Source organism: Neobacillus citreus (genome assembly GCF_018343545.2).
In the GTDB taxonomy this organism is placed as follows: Bacteria; Bacillota; Bacilli; order Bacillales; family Cytobacillaceae; genus Neobacillus; species Neobacillus citreus.
The window spans coordinates 1-20,685 of record NZ_JAGYPE020000069.1 but is presented as its reverse complement, the minus strand read 5'-3'; the positions used below and the strand labels follow the sequence as shown (position 1 = coordinate 20,685).

The window sequence follows — 20,685 nt, the reverse complement described above, 5'->3', positions numbered from 1 at the left end:
ATGGGGACGGTTCTTTTGCTTCAGTTTTGAAGCAAAAGAACCGTTTTTTTTTGCTTTTGGATCTAGCTTGATGCAATGGGGCTTGTTACTTTTTTATGGGAGGATTGTTGCTATCAACATGAAAAGGAAGCAGATTGTTTTCTTTATTTTCTCCATAGAATTGTTCCTGAATTTGTTGATTTGCCTTTTCTGTTTCGGAATTTACCTGAGAATATCTTGCACTATAATCTTTAAATTTTTGACTTAAATATTGATTTACTTCCTTAGCCTCATTTTTGTTTTGTTCACCATCGGACATGCTAATCCCTCTCTTATTCATTAATCTATATTCCCTTCTAATGTTCAATTTTTTGAAAAAATAAATTCACAGGACACCAAAGAAAATTTGTATCTTCCTTAAATATTTATTTTTGGCAGAGGCATCATAAAAAAGAATGATGCAATTCCTAATACTAACCTTATCTAGGAGGAATTTACGCAATGAAAAGTTTGAAAAAAATCAGCCTATTGATAACAATTGTAGCTTTGATGATATTTGCAGCTGCGTGCGGCGGAGGAGCGAAAAAAGACACAACTAAGGATACCGGTGATAAAGCCGGAAAAGAACTTTCTGGCTCCTTGGTCGTTTCCGGCTCATCTGCCATGCAGCCTCTTGTAGCGGCGGCGGCAGAAGAATTTATGGCTAATAATCCAAAAGTAGACATTCAAGTAAATGCGGGCGGGTCTGGTACAGGATTATCCCAGGTTGCTGAAGGATCTGTTCAAATTGGGAACTCTGATGTTTTCGCGGAAGAAAAGGAAGGGATTCCGGCTGACCAATTAGTGGACCACAAAGTTGCGGTTGTTGGAATAACTGCAGCAGTTAACCCAGGTGTTGGAATTAAAGACATTTCAAAAGAAAACCTTATTAAAGTTTTTACAGGCAAAATTACAAACTGGAAAGATGTTGGCGGTAAGGATCAAAAAATCGTATTAGTCAACCGCCCTGATGCGTCAGGTACTCGTGCAGTATTCAATAAATTTGCTCTTGATGGAGCAACACCTGCGGAAGGAATTACAGAAGATTCCTCCAACACGGTTAAAAAAATTGTTAATGAAACCGCTGGGGCAGTTGGTTACTTGGCATTCTCTTACTTCACCGATGATAAGGTGACCCCTCTGTCGATTGATGGCGTTGAACCAACAGATGAAAATGTCCAATCAGGCAAATTCCCAGTTTGGGCGTACGAACACTCTTATACTAAGGGTGAACCAAGCGGTGCGACAAAAGCATTTTTGGACTATTTAATGTCTGATGATGTTCAAAATAAGTTGTTAAAAGAGCAGGGGTATTTACCTGTAACAAAAATGAAGGTAGAACGTGACGCGAAAGGTAATCAAACAAACAAATAGGTCGTATGTGGCAGTTAAAGGGTAAATGTGTCACCACATTTACCCTTATGATGTAGTTATAGGGGGTTGGTGCAATATGGAAAAGTCGAGTTCTGCCAAAGATAGGCTGCTGAAATCCGGCCAAGATTGGCTGGGTGGAGAATTTAGGGGAAAGTCCCTGGTCATCTTATGTGCTGTTATTATGATCTCTGCCACCATTGCCATTACGATATTTCTAGGGACAAAAGGGCTCCAATCCTTTATAAAAAATGGCGTTAGCCTGATTGAATTCATAACGAGTAGGACTTGGAATCCTACTGATAAGGCTAATCCGCAATATGGTACGCTGCCGTTTATTTTTGGGTCTTTTGCCGTCACTTTTCTCTCTGCGCTTGTTGCGGCACCATTAGGGATTGGCGGGGCAATCTTTATGACCGAAATTGCCCCATCTTGGGGTAGAAAAATATTGCAGCCTGTAATTGAGTTGTTAGTTGGTATTCCTTCTGTTGTATATGGATTCATCGGGCTTTCCGTATTAGTCCCGTTTATCAGGGAAAATATAGGAGGACTAGGATTTAGCCTGCTTTCCGGAACCATTGTTCTTTCCATTATGATATTGCCAACAGTAACATCTATTGCTACCGATGCAATGGGTTCTCTGCCAGGGGCATTAAGAGAAGGTTCTTTTGCTTTGGGTGCCACCCGTTGGCAAACCATCAAAAAAGTGCTTATTCCTGCTGCCATGCCATCACTGCTGACAGCTATTGTACTTGGAATGGCGAGAGCATTTGGTGAAGCATTGGCTGTCCAAATGGTTATAGGGAACGTGAGGAATTTGCCTTCAAGTTTATTGGATGCATCTGCCACGTTAACTACCATTATAACGTTAAACATGGGTCATACTACATATGGAAGTGTGGAAAATAATACGCTTTGGTCAATGGGATTGATTCTATTAGTCATGTCGTTCGCATTTATTCTCCTCATTCGTTATTTATCAGCAAGGAGGAAATTGTAATGAATACGAAAACCGCTGATCGAATAGCTACTGGTGTGTTCTATGCAATCGCACTTATTATCATTTTGATACTTGTTGGCCTTTTTTACTATATTTTGGTTAACGGGCTAAAAAATATATCGCTTGATTTCCTGACATCTCCCTCAAGCAACGTAAGAGCTGGAGGGGGAATCCGTGATCAATTGTTCAATTCCCTATATATATTGGTGATTACGATGATAATTGCCGTCCCATTAGGGTTAGGCGGAGGCATATATATGGCAGAGTATGCTAAACCGGGGAAGATTACTGATACTATTCGTTCTTGTATCGAAGTTTTAGCCTCTCTGCCTTCAATTGTGATTGGAATGTTTGGTTTATTGATGTTTGTTAATTTAACTGGATGGGGTTATACAATTTTAGGCGGTGCATTAGCTCTTACCGTTTTCAATCTGCCTGTTATTGTCCGTGTGAGTGAGGACGCAATTCGGTCTGTCCCCCGGGAGTTAAAAGAAGCCAGCCTTGCATTAGGGATTACCCATTGGCACTCCATTAAAACGGTTATATTGCCTAGCGCTTTTCCCACTATTTTAACGGGTATCATCCTTGCTTCCGGCCGTGTATTTGGGGAAGCAGCGGCATTATTATTTACTGCCGGCTTGTCTACACCAAGACTTGATTATGCAAATTGGAACCCCTTTTCTGCCACTTCCCCTTTAAATATTTTTCGTCCGGCTGAGACCTTGGCAGTACATATTTGGGCTGTCAATACGCAAGGCTTAATTCCTGATGTGGAAGAGGTCTCAAGCGGTGCGGCTGCCGTTTTAGTCCTATCCGTATTAATTTTTAATTTATTGGCAAGATGGATTGGAAGTTTGATTCATCGCAAAATTACGGCAACTAAATAAAAGCAGGTGAAAAAATATGGCGACAGCAATGAAGCAAAGACCAGCCGAAACAGAAATGACTCAAAGTAATGAAAAACAGCAAAAAAATATGGTTTTGCATGTAAAAAATTTAGAAATTTTTTATGGCGAAAAACGGGCTGTTAATGGGATTTCAATGGATATTGAAGAAAATTCAGTAACGGCTCTTATCGGCCCATCGGGATGTGGAAAGTCGACATTTTTACGCAGTATTAACAGGATGAATGATTTGATACCCGGAGCAAGGGCAAAAGGGGAAATTATTTATGATGACCTAAATATTTTATCAGAGCAAATAAATGTTGTAGCGTTACGGAAAGAAATCGGGATGGTCTTTCAAAAGCCGAATCCGTTTCCAAAATCCATTTATAATAATATCACCCACGCTTTGAAGTTCGCAGGCATCAGAAAGAAAAGCAATCTGGATGAAATCGTGGAGGAAAGTCTTCAGAAAGCAGCATTGTGGGAAGAAGTAAAAGACCGTCTGCATAAATCGGCACTATCCCTTTCCGGAGGGCAGCAGCAACGTCTCTGCATTGCCCGGACTATTGCAATGAAGCCAACTGTCATGCTCCTTGACGAGCCATCTTCAGCGCTGGACCCTATCTCGAATGCCAAGGTTGAGGATCTTATCGTGGAGTTGAAAAAGGACTATTCAATCATAATCGTTACTCATAATATGCAGCAGGCGTCGCGTATTTCTGATAAAACAGCCTTCTTCCTGAGCGGTGATTTGATAGAATATGACATCACAGATACGATATTTACCAATCCTTCTGTTAAAAAAACAGAGGAATATATCTCGGGAAGATTCGGATAAGGGGGGAATGGTGTGACGTTTGCAACCTTAACCAGGAATGTATTTGATATAAAGGACCTTAATTTATGGTATGGTGAACATCATGCATTAAAGAATATTAATTTTCCGATTATCAAAAAAGAGGTCACAGCTATGATTGGTCCTTCCGGTTGTGGAAAGTCAACCTTTGTAAAGACGTTGAACTTGATGATTAATTATGTTTCGAATGTAAAGATGACGGGAGAAATCAATTTTAATGGTCACAATATATTAAATGAAAAATTGGACTTGGTAGAATTGCGGAAAAAGGTTGGAATGGTCTTTCAAAAAGGAAATCCCTTTCCACAGTCCATTTATGATAATGTCGCTTACGGACCAAGAATCCATGGAATCAAAAAAAAGAAGCATCTGGATGAGATTGTCACAAAATCATTGATGAACGTTGCTTTATGGGATGAGGTAAAGGACCGGCTACATGCACCTGCTCTCGGGCTTTCGGGCGGCCAGCAGCAAAGGCTGTGTATTGCCAGGGCTCTTGCCACAAAACCAGAGGTCTTATTAATGGACGAGCCAACATCCGCCCTTGATCCCATTTCCACCTTGAAAATTGAAGAATTAATCTTAGAACTAAAAGAAAAATATACGATTGTTATTGTGACACACAATATGCAGCAAGCCTCAAGGGTGTCGGATAAAACAGCTTTCTTTTTAATGGGAGAATTAATTGAACTCGATGAAACTTCAAAGATTTTCTCGAACCCAAGGGATGAACGGACTGAGGGTTATATTACAGGGAGATTTGGATAATAGGGGTGACATAATGAATACCAGATCATATTTCGATACTCATTTAAAACAATTAAAGAATATGCTTATTGAAATGGCTCGAAAATCGGAGGATGCTATCAAAGAAAGCATTGATACTCTTATTCAACAAGATATCGATAGGGCAAATGAAATTATTGAAAATGATTCAACCATCGATGAACTGGAACATGAAATCAATAATAAGGCAATTATTTTAATTGCAAAGGAATCTCCTGTGGCAAGAGACCTTCGAAAAATCATTGTAGCGCTCAAAATTTCTTCAGAGGTGGAACGCATTGCCGACAATGCCGTTAATATTGCAAAGTCAACACTGCATATCGGCAAAGAAAAACATATAAAAGAAATTGTCGACATTCCCAAAATGATGGATCTTGCTTTGGAGATGCTAAGTGATTCCTTAAACGCCTTCCTTTCGGAAGATGTTGAGATGGCAAAAAAATGTGCAGAGAAAGACGATAAGGTTGATGAAATGTATGGAATACTTATAAAAGAGCTTATGGGATATGTACAGAAATATCCGGACCATATTAATCAAATTAATCAGTTAGCATTTGTATGCAGATATATCGAAAGGATTGCGGACCATTCAACCAATATTTCGGAACATGTTATTTACCTTGTGACCGGAGAACGTTATGATTTAAATGCCTAGATTGTTCATTAGAATGATGATGGAGTTAATGAATATGTCTGATGCCTGATAATTTAATTGAAAAGGACTTTTGCTTTTCATCCTTTAAATAAAGGACTTGTTCTTTTAAATTAACACCGCAAACTTTACCTTTCAGTATCTTCAAAATTCCATTTGTATCATAATCAATAGTAATCATGCGATTGTTAGTAAACTGTCTTAGAAACATGGATATCCTCCTTTTAATTTGCAATGGTTTAACCATGTTTTCATTTTAGATTGGGTATATTAAATCAGTATAAATAAAATGTAAAAGATCCTTATTTTTAGTGCTAATTTTTTAAGGGGTGTTCAAGTGAATTTACTTGACATCCCTTTTTCTTATGCCTGTTTAATCCTCCCTGAGCGGTTCAAATGAACGAAATTAGTAAAATCGTAATAGTTAAATAGTTACCATTTTTTTCATGTATCTTTTACGAAAGCACAATACGTGTTTAATAAATTGAGAGTAGTATTTAGTTGTATGTTACAAACAAATAAACAAACAAAGGGAGTGAGAAAAGTGTTAAAGAAATTAAAGAAAAAGAAAAGGCTGGTTGCTGCGGCAACATTAAGTACCATGCTATTAGGCTCAGCTGGTGCATACGCTTCTCAAAACGGTGCTTTTGGCAGCAATCTAGTAGGTGTACAAGCTGATGGTTCTGTACAGACACCAGTCAACCAATTAATTACACCAGCAGGAAAGCAAATCGAGTTTGGGGGTAACCCTATGACCGTTGCTGTTCATCCAAATGGAAAGACTGCAGTAACAATCGTTGGCCGCAACAATTACGGGGGAACTGGAATCAATGTCATCGATCTTGCAAGCGGAGTTATGAAAGCCCAGGATATCAGCTTAGGACTTTCCAGTATGTGGGGCTTGGCTTATTCAAAAGATGGAAACCAGCTCTATGCAACTGGTACGTCAGGCAGTACTGGTAAGGTTGTCGTTTTGAGCGTTGGACAAGATGGCACTCCAAAAGTCCAAAAATCTATCAACCTTCCAGCAGCATCTGTTGGCGGTAAAATCAACCCGCTTGATATTACTGTGGCGCCAGACGGTAAGCTTCTGGTTGCTTTAAACCGTGACAACAGCCTTGGCGTCATCGATCCGGTAACAGGTGCATTAACCAAAGTGGCCGTCGAAAATGCTCCTACAAGCGTATTAGTTGATGGTAACTTCGCTTATGTTACCAACCAAGGCGGCCGCAAAGCTCAACCTGGCGACATTACGGTTGACTCTTCTGGAACTCCAGTTGTTACAGATAAAACAGGTGCCACTACGACGGGAACGGTTTCTGTGGTTGACCTTTCGACAAATACAGTGGTTAAAAATATTACAGTTGGCGTACAGCCTGAACGGATGACACAGTCAGGACAGTACATATTTGTAACCAACACAAATAATGACACAGTTTCAGTTATTGACTCAAAGACAAATGATGTGGTCCAGACAATTGACATTAAACCATATCCAAATGCGCCAAAAGGTTCAGCGCCAAACGCTGTTAAAATGGTGGATGGCAAGTTAATGGTCAGCCTTGGCCGTGACAATGCCATTGCGGTCTATGACTGGCAGAGTCCAGATAAGACACCTGAATTACAAGGACTTTTACCAACAGCATGGTTCCCAGTCGATATCGCAGTCGATTCAGTCAATAAAAATCTTGTCGTTGCCAATGCCGATGGGATTGGTTCACGCGGGCCAACACGTAATTTAAACATCCAGGGAATTACCGTAAACGGTCACTCTTCTTATGCGCAGAAAGGGTCACTTTCCTTGATTCCATTCCCGACTGCAGAGGCCTTAGCAAAGGGAACAGACCAAGTATACAAAAACAATAACTGGTATGGCTTAAAGGATCTTAACGCGAAGCCGCGCGAGAATAAAAAGCCTGTTGCGATGCCTGAGCGTATCGGTGAGCCTTCAACGATTAAACACGTATTCTATATAATCAAAGAAAACCGGACATATGACCAAGTATTTGGTGATCTTGGAAAAGGAAACGGTGAACCAGCTTTAACGCAGTTCCCGGAAAAAGTGACTCCTAATTTTCATAAACTGGCTACTACGTTCCCGCTTTTGGACAATACTTATGTTGGCGGTATCCAGTCAGCAAGCGGACATCAATGGGTAATGCAAGGAACCAACAATGATTACGAGGATAAAGAAACAGATGCTGCAAACGTACGAAGCTATCCTGGTGGTGCTGGGGATGCGATGGCATATGCACCTACAGGCCATTTATGGGATCAGGCCCTTAAACATGGCAAGACTGTAGAAAACTTTGGGGAGGATACTACTGCTTTTACCGGAACGCTGCCACAAGGCTCCTGGACTGATTGGTATAATGATTATTTAATTCTTTCCGGCCAAAAGCAAGGTGATCTTCATGTTCCGATTGGAAACTATGAGGCAAAGACGGATATTCCTTCACTTGAACCAATTACACATAAACCGTTCCCAACATTTGACATGGGCATACCAGACCAATATCGTTTTGAAATTTTCAAACAACAGTTTGAACAACACGTTAAGAATAAAGATTTACCAGCACTTACGACAATGTGGATAACGAATGACCATACCAATGGACTCGCTTCGGGCTTCCCTACACCTCAAGCGATGGTTGCAGATAATGACTTGGCAGTAGGTAAAATTGTTGACTTGATTTCTCACAGCCCTTACTGGAAAGACTCTGTCATAATCGTTACAGAAGATGACGCCCAAAACGGTTTAGATCACGTTGACGGACATCGTCAGCCTGCATTTGTCATCAGCCCTTGGGTTAAGAGGGGAATTACTAACAGCCACTATTGGACTGTCATCAATATGGTTCGCAGTATTGAGCAGATTCTTGGGATTCCTCCAATGAACCAAAATGACGCAGCTGCTGAGCCAATGAGTGAACTCTTTACGGACAAGCCGGACTTTACGCCATACGAATTTGTGCCAAACCAAATCCCGCTTGACACGTTAAACGGGACACCTGAAGCCAATACGGCAGTGCTTGCTAACACAACCAATGTTACACCGGAGGCACAGGAACTTTCGAAAAAATGGACACAGTGGTCCAACAAGAACAAAGATAAGTTAACCGGCAAACATGCAGTACCGGATGAAATTAACGCAAATATGCAAAACCATGCCGTTTGGTATGCGACCGAAGGCTTTGATAAGCCATATCCAGGTGAGAAAAAAGCTCTTGCACCAGAAGAGGTCGAGAAGCAGCCTGAAAGCTTTGCTCCGTCTGAAACTGACAATGATTAATAGTAGCAATCTACTGTTTTCATAGGGAATTGCTTTGAAAAAACAGTTAGTAACACGACAATGGCTATCTGTAAAGATAGCTATTGTTGTTTAAGACAAGCCATGAGCTAGTAAAGAAACAGCCTAATTATCATATAAGAGGGGGAGAGGTTCGGGTCATTGCCCGGATACAACTGATATGAAACGATTGATAAATGAATCGATGAAACGCGCCATTCTCATACTAACTTCAATCATTCTGATCCTTGTGTGGGGTGGAATGTCTGCGTGGCAGATCCAGCGGGATTACTTACCGGAAATTAACAATTCTACCTTGTCGGTTACTGTTCGAGCCGATCATTACCAAGCAGAACAGGTAAAGGTGATGATAACGGAGCCAATTGGGCAGGCAGTACGGGTCGTGGAAGGCCTTGACGATGTGGAGACAAACTCCTTTAACGGCGGGGCATTGATCAGTTTAAACTTTCCGATGAGTTATGATATGAAGCAGGCTGAGGAGCAGGTTTCAAAAGCCTTAGAAAATATCAAACTGCCTGCTGATGTTGATAAACCGCTAGTAACACGTCTTAGCACCCATTCCATGCCGATTATAAGAATAAGTCTGATGAATTCTTCGGCAAACATAACAGAAAATACGCTCCGAACCGCGATTCAAGAGGATTTTGTCAATCGACTGAAATCAGTCCCGGGGGTAAAGGATGTACGAGTATCCGGTGGAGGTACGGCCGGATATGCTATTAACCTCCGGATGGAAGATATGCGAAAAGCGGGGTTAACAGTAGATAACGTAAAAAAATCTCTCGAAGAAAACTATACAACTGGAATAGAAGGCAAGGTAACAAATAACCAGGTTTCCATTCCTGTCCAAGTTTCAGGCTGGGGATTAAGTCAACAAGATCTGCTGCAGCTGCCGATTCATAATTCGGATGGTAAAACCGTTCCACTTTCAGAAGTAGCCGATATTTCCAACTCCATTGTTAATCTGGAGACCGTTTCACGAACGAACGGGCAACCTAGTGTACTTTTAGATGTTTTAAAGACTCCTTCTTCCAATATTACGGATGTATCTGACCGAATAAAGAGCAAAATCCAAGATATTCCTGCATTAAAAAATAAAGATGTACAAGCTTCCATTCTTTTTGATCAAGGCGAACAGGTGAAGGCGTCTTTAAAAGGTCTTATAAAAGAGGGGTTATTAGGCTGCTTATTTTCGATGATTTGTGTGTTTCTATTTTTCCGTAAAGTGCGTTCAACTTTATTAATTGCCCTATCCCTGCCAATTTGTCTATTGGCAACGACCGGTTTATTAAAAACGATGGGAATCAGTCTCAATATTCTCACAGTTTCGGGGTTAATTGTTGCTATGGGCCGGGTAGTTGATGACTCAATCGTTATCCTTGATAATATGAACCGAAAAGTAAACGAGGCACAAGGCAAATCCAGTATTCAACTGTTAACTAATGCCGTTTGTGAAATGATTCCTGCAATTGTTTCATCAACAGCGACCACCATTGCTGTCTATGTACCGATTGCCCTAATTGGCGGCTTGGTGAGTGCAGCTTTTTCAGGATTTGCCTGGTCTGTGGTAATTGCGTTGATCATTTCACTATTAGTTTCCATCTTGGTTGTTCCGGTTCTTTACAACTTATTTTGGACCGGAAAACCGATTTCCGGCGGTGTTAATGTAGAACCATTTGCTAATAAAGCTTTAACCTGGGCGTTTCGACGGAAGAAAAAAGTAGTAGCAGCTTTTGTTGGCTTATTTCTATTAACTTCGGTGGGAGCCGCTTTCCTTCCGGTAAATTTTTTACCGACAGCAGGTAAAAATGGCCAAGTCGTTGTACAAGTACAATTGCCTCTAAATACTTCCTTAACAGAAGTTGACGCCGAGGTGAGAAGATTGGAAACCCTATTGGCGCAAAATCCTAAGGTGGACTCCTATTCTTCCGGCTTAGGTTCATCCTTTACCCCTCAATCGGATGACGTATTTGATGCTGGCGGTGGATGGCTTCAAAAACCGAACATTGCTAATTTGTCCATAAAGGTAAAGGAAGGAACTGACGTCGATAACTTTATTGCGAGTTTACAGAAACAATTAAATGCTTTTACAAGCAAAGCTGTTTACGCTGTTTCCAATCAGAATATCGCAGGCGATGATTCCCAATTAAAAATTAATCTTACTGGATCAGATAGTCAGACACTTGAAACAATGGCTCAAACGGTGAGAAATGAGCTTAAACTTATTCCGGGGCTGTCAGTACAAGGGGCTGCGGATAATGACGATCAACAAACCCAGTATCAGATTAATCTTAATCGTAAGGCAATCGAGTATTATGGCATTAAACGTGAGGATGTTTTAAATCGAATTCAGCAATATACGGCTGAGGGGACAAAAGGGTTCATCTCGATTAATCAAAATACCTTCCCAATTGTCATTCATTCAGATATACAAAAAGACAGTTCAAAAGATATTTTTGCTTTGATGGCCGGAGAAACTTTTTTAAGTAAGGACGGTCAAAACGTGACATTGGATCAGCTCGCTTTATTAGAGCCAACGGGTTCATCGGTGATTCAAGTGAAGGATGGACAACCATATGCAGTTATCACTGCAAATATTATTTCTACTGACATTGGGAAAGTGACGAAACAAGTAAAAAATGCTCTTAAGAAAGTTCCGCTGCCTGAGGGAATCGAGTATTCCTTCGCTGGTGCACCGCAGCAGGTATATCAAATGATTTATGAAATGGCAATCGCGCTATTCTTTTCCATTTTGCTTGTTCTCGTAATCATCAGTGCTGTTTTTCGGGGATGGAGAGCCCCCCTATCCGTTTTAATCTGTATTCCGTTAGCATTTATCGGATCTGTCATTGGAATGTTTATTTTTAGGCTTGAATGGAATCTTGCAGCATTAGTTGGGTTATTGATGTTAACCGGAATAGTCGTTACAAATGGGATTGTCCTTGTTGATAAAATTGAGAGAAATCTTTCTGCTGGATTGGAACCGAAGCCAGCCATTTTAAAGGGAACTGCGACCAGGGTAAGACCAGTTTTAATGACAGCTGGAACGACTATTTTAACATTGCTCCCTTTAGCTGTATCAGGTAAGGGGGACACGATCATTTCACAAACACTTGGCGTTGTCGTTGTTGGAGGCATGGTCAGTTCCACGCTTATTTGTCTCTTGGTTATACCTATCATGTATGAATGGATGAGTGGGAGAGTCAACAAAAGGAAGGCTAAGCAACACTCGCAGATTTCAGCGTAAAGTGGAAGTTATTCTTTAAGCCACCTTATAGGGAATTTTATTTCGTAATTTTATAATTGGGTTTTACAAAAGCTTTACAACCAATTACTAAACCTTTACATTCAATTAAAACTACCTTAATACTTTTGGACTATCTTTATATGTGTAAGGCAAATAAATATAATCAAACTTCCTGAGGAGGAACCAACGCAATGAAAAGCTTGAAAAAATTAAGCCTTCTTACATTATTTGCAGCATTAATGGTCATCATGGCAGCTTGTGGAGGCAGTGCTTCAACAGATAAGAAAGAAGAAAATACTAGCAAGGAAAAACCTAAAACTGAAGAAGTGAAAGAACTTTCCGGTTCATTAGTTATTTCTGGTTCATCTGCGATGCAGCCATTAGTAGCAGCGGCAGCTGAAGAATTCATGGCAAAAAATCCAAAAGTTGATATTCAAGTAAATGCCGGCGGATCTGGTACAGGCTTATCTCAAGTATCTGAAGGATCTGTTCAAATTGGTAACTCTGACGTTTTTGCTGAAGAAAAAATTCCTGATAAAGCAAGCGAACTTAAAGACCATAAAGTAGCTGTTGTTGGTATGACTGCTGCTGTTAACCCTAAAGTTGGTATTAAAGATATTAAAAAAGATGACTTAATCAAAGTTTTCACTGGTAAAATCACAAACTGGAAAGAACTTGGCGGGAAAGATCAAAAGATCGTTCTTGTAAACCGTCCTGACTCTTCAGGTACTCGTGCTATTTTCAACAAGTTTGCTCTTGACGGCGCAACACCTGCTGAAGGCGTGACTGAGGATTCTTCAAACACTGTTAAAAAGATTATTAGCGAAACAGACGGTGCTATTGGTTACCTTGCATTCTCTTACTTCACTGATGATACTGTAACTCCACTTGCAATCGATGGCGTTGAAGCAACTGCAGAAAACGTTCAATCTGGTAAATTCCCAGTGTGGGCATACCAGCACTCATATACTAAAGGTGAGCCAACTGAAATTGCAAAAGCATTCCTTGATTACCTAATGAGTGATGATGTTCAAACAACTTTATTGAAAGAACAAGGTTACCTTCCTGTAACGAAAATGAAAGTAGAACGTGACGCTGAAGGAAAACAAAAAAATCTATAATATTAAAAAAAGGTAAGTGCGGTAGCATTTACCTTTTTTTAATATCAAATGAACTAAAGAAGCATCGGGGGGATGATTTTCCAACGATGCTTCTTTTTTAAGTATTAGCTGGCTTCACCTTCGACGATGGTCTTCTGATGATTTACTGAATACTTAGGAAGAATCCCAGGCTTTACTTCCTGATGTGGTTTACCAAGTGCATAGCCTTGACCGTAATGGACTCCTTGTTCACGTATGAAATGCAGTTCCTCCGTTCTCTCTATTCCTTCTGCAATTATCTCCGTAGAAGATTGTTTTGCGTATTCAATAATTAATTTTACCAATTGCTGCTGCTCGATATTTTGATCAATGTTTTGAATTAATGATCGATCTAGCTTAATAAACTCAGGCTTTAAATAGATTAATGTTTTAAGACTATTGTACCCGGAACCCACATCATCAATGGCAATTCGATATCCTTGGGAACGATAATTGGAAAGGACCTTTTCAAACAGTTCAAAATCAGTAACAGCACTTCTCTCTGTTAATTCAAAGACAACCTGATTTGGTTCGATGCCAAGCTCGGTTAAAAGCTGAAGTGTTTCGCCGCTATGATAATTGGAATCTAATAAAACATGAGGGTGGATATTAATAAATAGTAATGAGGTTCTTTGTCGGACACTCCCTTTTAAGCGATTAATAAAACGTTTAAGAGAAATATTTCTACAAAAACACTCAAATAAAAACACTTGATTCGATTGTCCAACAAATTCATAAAACGTATCGGTGTTTGGAAATAGATTCGTAACAGGGGGACGATTTAATGCTTCATATCCTATCGTTTCTCCTGACTGTAACTTAAGAATTGGTTGAAAGAATGTATCTAATGTATTATTTTTCATTATTTTTTGTAATTCCTTCAATCTTTTATAATACAAAACCTCCTTCATTCTTCTGTTATTTAAGTGCTTGAAATAAGAATAAAAGATACTACGCTTAAATGTCGAAAATAAATGGCTGGTTTCTTGAATATCCATGTTGGGTGCACCTGCTTTAAGTAAGATTATATTTAATTTACAATTGTTAACATTTAGATGGACCTGAAAAAACTCCGGGAATCAGTAGATTACCGGAGTAAGATTTTAATCAGCATCTTTACCTGTTTATTTTTTCAAGTTTTCAAGTGAAGGCAGTCCAGAAATATACCCAACTCCACCAGTACGATTAATACCAATTTCTTTCTCCATGGCATTTATTAATTCAGTCCTATCAACTGCCGTGATATTCTTAGCATCTAATTCATCACCAGGATGTTGGAAATTGCTCATAATATAAGAGTGACCTTTTAGATTATCTGCTGCAAATAAACCGGTTGATTCAGCCCCAGCTGGTACTGATAAAACTCTTGATAATTCCTTCGTATCAACATTATAGGCCCATACGAAGTTATTAGTATGCATTCCGCTGTCTTCCCCTATAAACAATGTTCTTAATGCTTCGGAATAGCTTAGATTATCAGTATTGGCCACTGAATTCACATCTGCTGTATTTCCAAATGCATCTGCAGATGGCATGTCCTTCCCGGCAATAAGCCCAGACATTTTAGCCGCTGCATACTCACTGTTTATTTTTTGCCCTTCACTGTCTTTTTGCCCAGATGTTAAATCCAATTGATACGTAACACCTGATTTAATTTTTGGAAGATGGATATCATCAACTGGATCCGCGGAGTTTGCCTCCATACCTTTGCTTTGGTCGGAAATCGAAATGTATACTTTCTTGTCCTTTTCGTTTAGAGTTACGCCTTCCATTTTGTTAAATTCAGCTGTAGCTCCAAGCATTGCTGCATAACGGCGGGACTCTAAGAACGCAGCAGCCTTTTCCATACCAGGCTTCAATTTCAAGTATTCCGTTTTTCCGTATGAATATTGCTTAATGGCTTTAAAGCCTTCTTTTGGTACATCGGATGTTTCGAAAATATCACTGAATTTAACCCCGCTGTCGATGATGGCTTTGACTTCTTTATCAGTTGAATGACCGAGTTTAATCCATTCTAAGTCTCCAGTACCGCCATTCTCAGTTCCTGTTTGATGGAATTTAGCCGCATATAGTGTTCCAGCAGAAAGATCCTTCGCTTTATCTGCTACATACATAAACAACGTCGTATAGGATCCGTCATCTCCGAAGAAGGCAGTACGCTTATCCGGCATCATCTTCATTACTTCGTGCGAGAAACGGCCGGCACTATAATGTTTTTCGACCGAAGTAGAACCATCCTTGTTTACAGTAATTTCAGGAATGAATCCATAGAAATATGGATTTGCCTTTAAAGCATCCCCGAAATAAAGCTTTGCAAAGCTTTCTACCTGAGTTCTGGCATAAGACGTTGAATCCAATTCAAAACTGCGGGCATCCGGCTCATATTCTTCAGAACCTAAATGGGTATTCCAAGGTGATAGGGATCCATTACATGGAATCCAAAGACCATTTACGCTCGAAAAATCAATCTTCTTTACCTCTTTCGTTGTTAGTTCACCGGTTTTATTATTTTGGTCAAGAGTTGTCAGGGACATGGATGCAGGAACAATTCCATAAGCGGATTTGCCAGCAGCATCAATTGTTTGGTATTCATAATGGGTGACCATGTATTGTTTTCCCGCAATTGGCTTTAATAAACTATTAGAATCAGGAGCATCGGATACATAGTACGTTGGATTCCCTTCTACACTAGTATCCATGATCGGATTTCCGTTTACATCAATCGGAGTACCAGCAGGAATCAGCTCGCCTTTATTGATAGCCACTTTATCTTCAGATTTAAATAGTTTCTTATAAGTAAGCGGGAAGTTCTTTACTTCACCATTGCTGTATTTTACATCTACTGTTGCTTCTGTGTACGTCTTAACCATTTTATCAATAGTAGTAGGTGCTGGCATTCCATTAAACTTAACAGAATCAATTTTTACTTGATTATTGGATGCAGCTGCCGCTGGTGTTAAGGCAGGAATTGTTAATGATAGAGCAAGAGCTATGGTAGGATATTTCTTTCCAAAGTACATCTTTTTCATTAGGATGACCCTCCTCGTATAATAGAAAAATTAAACTCTCCTATTCAATTAAACAAAATACTTGTTAAGTGCGTATTAGAGTTTTGTTAAGGGAATGAAAAGATTAGGTTAAAACCTTATCTCAAATGGAGCCAAAGAAAAAAACAGTTCAGGAAAGTGAACTGTTTCTTCAATAATAAACAACAATTATTTTTTAAGTTCAATAATAAATTCGCTTCCTTCACCAGGAGCACTTATTACACTGATTTGACCATGATGGGCTTCGATTAAATGTTTAACGATGGCCAGGCCAAGACCTGTGCCGCCGGAGTTCCTGCTCCTGGCACGGTCGACGCGGTAAAACCGCTCAAAAATACGGGGGATCTCTTCTTTTTTAATTCCTATGCCTGTATCTTTAACATGAACACGGACAGTTTCACCATGCTCGAGAAGGATTACCCCAACATTCCCATTGCTTGGTGTATAGGTAATGGCATTGCCAATTAAATTGATAAACACTTGTTTCAGCCGATCTACATCCCCATGTATTTGTACACGGTCCTCTGGACAAAGAAGCTCGAGGCTAATGGTCTTTTCCTCAGCCTTCCCTTGGAGGAGTGTAATAACGTCTTCAAGCAATTTAAATAAATCGATTTTCTGTATGTTTAACTTGAAGCCTTGCTGCTCTATTTTCGAAAGGTCTAAAAGGTCTTGTATGAGTGATTGGAGCCGTTCACTTTCTTTTAAAATAATGGACAGGAACGATTCTAACGTCTCTTGATTGTTCATCGCACCATCCAACAAAGTTTCAGTAAAACCTTTAATCGATGTAATCGGGGTTTTTAATTCATGTGAAACATTTGCGACAAAATCCTTTCGCATTTGCTCAAGCTTTTTAATTTCTGTAATATCGTGAAAGACGAGCAAAACACCTTTCCAAACATGATTAGTTCCAATAATCGGTACGCCGTATACAACAAAATATCTTCTTTCAATTAATAATGGAATGAGTAATTGTTTACTTACCTTTTGTTCTATCCGAAAAACTTCGGTCACTAAATCACGAATTTCTTCTTGATCGATGACTTCGTAATAAAGCTTATTTAAATAATCGGCTTGGCTTACTTGAAAAATATCAATAAATCCTCTATTTATTAAATTAATGTATCCCTTGCTATCAATTAGGACCAAACCCGCTCCCATATTTTCAATCAATACCTTAAGCTGCTCCTGCTGCATTTCTTGGGATTTAACGAGTTCTTGAAGGTTCTGGGCAAGTCTATTAAGGGATGTGCCTAACATGCCTGTTTCGTCCAGCCGTTTTACGTTTGTTCTCGCCCGGTAATTTCCTTTGGCAAGTTCAATAGCGACATCTGTTGCTTCAACAATTGGTTTGGTAAACTTTGAGATAATTCTTATTCCAAGAAAAATAATGACCACTACGGCAATGACAAGGAATAAGGCAATGCCCCATATGATGTTCATTTTTAGGCCATCGCTCATTGATTCTATGTAGAAGCTTTTAAGCAGCTCACCAAGCAATATTCCTAAACAAACTAATACGAAACTGATCAGGGTAATTAATGCCATTACTAATCTTGTCCTAAAAATGGTCATTCGTCTTTATGCTCCTCAAGTTTATAGCCCAGTCCACGTAACGTTTTAATATAAACTGGCCGCTTTGTATCCTCTTCTATTTTTTCTCTTAAATGCGAGATGTTTACATCGACAATTCTAGTATCCCCTACAAAGTCATAATTCCAAACAGCACTGAGCAGCTGTTCCCGTGTTAACACTCGACCCTTATTTTGGGCTAGAAATAGAAGCAATTCAAATTCCTTTAATGTTAAATATAGCGGTCTTTTCTGAAGGTAGGCTTCATATCGTTCAGGATGGATGACTAAGTTACCAATTACTATTTCCTGTTGCTCCTCATTAGTCTTTTCAGAAGATTGCTCCGCTTGGGCCTGGATTCTTCTTAAGATCGCTTTTACTCTGGCAATTACTTCTCGCGGGCTGAATGGCTTTACCATATAATCATCGGCGCCAAGCTCAAGACCTAATATGGTATCGAATACATCATCTTTTGCTGTCAACATGATAATAGGAGTCTTGATGTTTTCCAGACGAAGCTGTTTGCATACTTCCATTCCATCTAATTTTGGAAGCATTACATCTAAAACGATAATATCCGGTGACTCCTGTTCTGCTAACAGTTTTCCTTCTTCACCATCCATCGCAGTTATAACTTCAAAACCAGCCTGCTCCAAATTATATTGAAGAAGCGTCACAATAGACTGTTCATCATCTACAACAAGTACTTTAGTTTTCATAATACACCCCCATTCAAGAATACATACAAATTGTTAATCCTTTATTAGGGGAATGTAAATCTAAAGTAAAGACAATGTAAATCTTTGAGACGTGGGGACGGTTCTTCTGCCTCAATATCTAAAAGCGAGTAAATAACAACAAAGAAAAAGTAAGCCTCAGCTTACCCTTTATCCAAAAGCGCCCTTACATTGAGTTATTAGTCTTCAGAAAATCCTCCACTGCTTTAGTCAAACTCATCGCTTCAGCCGAGTTATTATTTGAACCAAGCAGCTTGGTAATCTCCCGATGTGTTAATGAATGGGTTACAAATATATCTGCTGAATTGCCGGCGCTTTTTGTTTTTTCTATAAAATCAAAAACGCTATTTCTGTTTTGGGTAACCAACAACATGGGCGGCAAGTGTTGATTAACAGCATTAGCAGCAGGGGATGCCTCCATCCATGCGTTACGATCATATCCAAAAACCTCTTTATATTGCTCATTTTTAGGGAGAAACTTCACTAAGTCGATTGGTCCATCCAGGTTCACTATGGATTGTACCGTGTTTGCTGGTATCCCTGCATGCTGCAAATAGCTATGATCCGTACCGATGAGCATGACCAAATGTCCGCCTGCAGAGTGACCCATCAAATTTAACCGTTGTTTATCTATATGATATTGGTCAGCCCTGTCGTAAACCCATTTCACCGCGGTAGAGATATCATTCGCCATGTCATTGTACGTTGCATTAGGGTGGAGCCGGTAATTAACGGATATGAATACATACCCCCTGTTTGTGTAAAAAGAGGGCTTATCGGAGACATTAGATTTATCCCCGCGCATCCAGCCGCCGCCATGGATATAAATGATAACCGGGTGATTTATGCTCTCTTTACCACTTGGTGTATAAATGTCTAATGTTTGCTTCACATCCGCACCATAATGAAGGTTCATATGTTTCAATTCTTGCCCATTGATAGATTGAGTAAAGGACATTGTTATAACCAAAGTAACGGACAATAGAAATAGTCTGAAAAGCATTGGCTTCATCTCTTTCTTCTTTTTAAAAAATAGATTGCCCTAATTATTGGTAAAACTATTCAAGGTTTGTTTAGATTATATGAGGGATAAATGGATTTGCTAAATGCATGATTTGTGCGGTTTAATATCAATATAAAGAATGTTGAATTGTTTTAAATAGGCGGGGATTAGAGTGGAGCACCATATTGATCATTTGCTCATGCATTATGGCTATTTTGGCATCATTATCGCATTAATAGGCGGCATCATCGGACTTCCAATACCCGATGAGGTTCTCTTAACTTATCTTGGTTATAACATCTACGAAGGAAAAATGGTTTACTTTAACTCATTGGTCTGCGCTTTCGTCGGTGCAGCCGGAGGAATTTCGCTAAGCTACTTGATTGGATATAAATTCGGGTTGCCTCTGTTATTGAAGTATGGTCCAAAAATACATATTACCGAAACCAAAATCAATCGAACCAGAAGGCTTTTTGAAAAATTTGGACCGCCTCTTTTATTGGTCGGCTACTTTATTCCAGGAATCCGCCACCTGGTAGCCTACGTGGCTGCAATAAATAGATATCCATTTAAAAAATTTACCGTTTATGCTTATAGCGGTGCACTATTGTGGACCTTTACATTCATTACATTAGGAAAAAAACTTGGGCAGGACTGGATCTTGGTTGAGAGATATTTATCTAAATACAGTATTTACATTATTTTGTTGGCACTCATCCTGTGCGTTGTTTTTTATTTTTATTGGCGGAAAAGAGGGATGGTCGGAAAGGTGTAAGGCGGGGCAGGGGGCTTAAACTCCTGCTCTTTTTAATTGTTAAAAAACATCCAATTGGAAGGAAATAGAATTCGAGATTCAGAATATATAAATAAAGGGCAATGGCCCTATTTTTAGAGAGGAGGAATTTTCAATGTCTAAAAAGGTACTGATTTTAGCAGGGGACGCTGTAGAAGCGCTGGAAGTCTATTATCCATATTTTCGCTGCTTGGAAGAAGGGTTTGAGGTGCAAATCGCAGCTCCTTCGAAAAAGAAGCTACAGACGGTCGTTCATGATTTTAT

General features: G+C 39.6%; 17 protein-coding genes and 1 pseudogene. 11 read left to right on the top strand and 7 right to left on the bottom strand.

The features are described 5' to 3' along the window. Positions 1-85: 85 nt before the first annotated feature. Positions 86-298 (bottom strand): hypothetical protein, encoded by a 213-nt coding sequence (locus tag KHB02_RS25350; protein ID WP_213148177.1) that lies wholly within the window; start codon positions 296-298, stop codon positions 86-88. Positions 299-480: 182 nt separating this feature from the next. Between KHB02_RS25350 and KHB02_RS25345 the strand changes: the two genes are divergently transcribed. The 6 genes from KHB02_RS25345 to phoU all read left to right on the top strand — a co-directional run bounded on the left by KHB02_RS25345 (position 481) and on the right by phoU (position 5,573). After that, positions 481-1,392: a phosphate ABC transporter substrate-binding protein gene (locus KHB02_RS25345; RefSeq protein ID WP_213148176.1), complete on the top strand. Its 912-nt coding sequence runs from the start codon at positions 481-483 to the stop codon at positions 1,390-1,392. A 76-nt stretch (positions 1,393-1,468) separates the two neighbouring features. Further along, positions 1,469-2,389 carry a phosphate ABC transporter permease subunit PstC gene (pstC, locus tag KHB02_RS25340; protein WP_213148175.1) on the top strand — a complete coding sequence of 307 codons (921 nt, stop codon included), beginning with the start codon at positions 1,469-1,471 and terminating at the stop codon, positions 2,387-2,389. Next, positions 2,389-3,276, top strand: coding sequence for a phosphate ABC transporter permease PstA (gene pstA, locus KHB02_RS25335; protein WP_213148174.1), 888 nt, complete (start codon positions 2,389-2,391; stop codon positions 3,274-3,276). Before pstC ends, pstA begins: the two co-directional genes overlap by 1 nt. Before the next feature lie 28 nt (positions 3,277-3,304). Further along, on the top strand, positions 3,305-4,114 hold the full coding sequence (gene pstB, locus KHB02_RS25330) for a phosphate ABC transporter ATP-binding protein PstB (RefSeq protein WP_213148188.1): 810 nt from the start codon (positions 3,305-3,307) through the stop codon (positions 4,112-4,114). Positions 4,115-4,126: 12 nt separating this feature from the next. Beyond that, positions 4,127-4,900 (top strand): phosphate ABC transporter ATP-binding protein PstB, encoded by a 774-nt coding sequence (pstB, locus tag KHB02_RS25325; protein WP_213148173.1) that lies wholly within the window; start codon positions 4,127-4,129, stop codon positions 4,898-4,900. A gap of 13 nt (positions 4,901-4,913) precedes the next feature. After that, positions 4,914-5,573 carry a phosphate signaling complex protein PhoU gene (phoU, locus tag KHB02_RS25320; RefSeq protein WP_213148172.1) on the top strand — a complete coding sequence of 220 codons (660 nt, stop codon included), beginning with the start codon at positions 4,914-4,916 and terminating at the stop codon, positions 5,571-5,573. A 25-nt stretch (positions 5,574-5,598) separates the two neighbouring features. On the opposite strand, the gene KHB02_RS25315 is transcribed toward phoU, so the two are convergent. Beyond that, positions 5,599-5,781, bottom strand: a complete 183-nt coding sequence (locus KHB02_RS25315; protein ID WP_213148171.1) for a hypothetical protein — start codon at positions 5,779-5,781, stop codon at positions 5,599-5,601. A gap of 333 nt (positions 5,782-6,114) precedes the next feature. Here KHB02_RS25315 and KHB02_RS25310 point away from each other — a divergent pair, with 333 nt between their 5' ends. The 3 genes from KHB02_RS25310 to KHB02_RS25300 all read left to right on the top strand — a co-directional run bounded on the left by KHB02_RS25310 (position 6,115) and on the right by KHB02_RS25300 (position 13,248). Next, entirely contained in the window at positions 6,115-8,862 is a 2,748-nt protein-coding gene (locus tag KHB02_RS25310) for a bifunctional YncE family protein/alkaline phosphatase family protein (protein ID WP_213148170.1), read from the top strand. Positions 8,863-9,040: 178 nt separating this feature from the next. Continuing rightward, entirely contained in the window at positions 9,041-12,127 is a 3,087-nt protein-coding gene (locus tag KHB02_RS25305; RefSeq protein ID WP_213148169.1) for an efflux RND transporter permease subunit, read from the top strand. Between the two features lie 191 nt (positions 12,128-12,318). After that, the gene (locus tag KHB02_RS25300; protein WP_213148168.1) at positions 12,319-13,248 is read left to right on the top strand and encodes a phosphate ABC transporter substrate-binding protein; all 930 of its coding nucleotides are present in this window, start codon (positions 12,319-12,321) and stop codon (positions 13,246-13,248) included. Positions 13,249-13,352: 104 nt separating this feature from the next. Here KHB02_RS25300 and KHB02_RS25295 read toward each other — a convergent pair whose 3' ends face one another. The 5 genes from KHB02_RS25295 to KHB02_RS25275 all read right to left on the bottom strand — a co-directional run bounded on the left by KHB02_RS25295 (position 13,353) and on the right by KHB02_RS25275 (position 19,628). Continuing rightward, positions 13,353-14,177, bottom strand: coding sequence for an EAL domain-containing protein (locus tag KHB02_RS25295; protein ID WP_420848119.1), 825 nt, complete (start codon positions 14,175-14,177; stop codon positions 13,353-13,355). Between the two features lie 213 nt (positions 14,178-14,390). Continuing rightward, positions 14,391-16,295, bottom strand: coding sequence for a PhoX family protein (locus KHB02_RS25290; RefSeq protein ID WP_241114082.1), 1,905 nt, complete (start codon positions 16,293-16,295; stop codon positions 14,391-14,393). Between the two features lie 186 nt (positions 16,296-16,481). After that, positions 16,482-17,891, bottom strand: coding sequence for a two-component system histidine kinase PnpS (gene pnpS, locus KHB02_RS25285; protein ID WP_213148166.1), 1,410 nt, complete (start codon positions 17,889-17,891; stop codon positions 16,482-16,484). Further along, entirely contained in the window at positions 17,888-18,607 is a 720-nt protein-coding gene (locus KHB02_RS25280; RefSeq protein ID WP_213148165.1) for a response regulator transcription factor, read from the bottom strand. Before KHB02_RS25280 ends, pnpS begins: the two co-directional genes overlap by 4 nt. A 184-nt stretch (positions 18,608-18,791) precedes the next feature. Then, on the bottom strand, positions 18,792-19,628 hold the full coding sequence (locus KHB02_RS25275; protein WP_241114081.1) for an alpha/beta hydrolase: 837 nt from the start codon (positions 19,626-19,628) through the stop codon (positions 18,792-18,794). Between the two features lie 172 nt (positions 19,629-19,800). Between KHB02_RS25275 and KHB02_RS25270 the strand changes: the two genes are divergently transcribed. Together KHB02_RS25270 and KHB02_RS25265 are read left to right on the top strand one after the other, a co-directional pair. Beyond that, complete coding sequence (locus KHB02_RS25270) at positions 19,801-20,403, top strand: DedA family protein (RefSeq protein WP_241114080.1); 603 nt, start codon at positions 19,801-19,803, stop codon at positions 20,401-20,403. A gap of 133 nt (positions 20,404-20,536) precedes the next feature. Next, a pseudogene (locus tag KHB02_RS25265) lies at positions 20,537-20,685 on the top strand (peptidase); the annotation flags it as partial.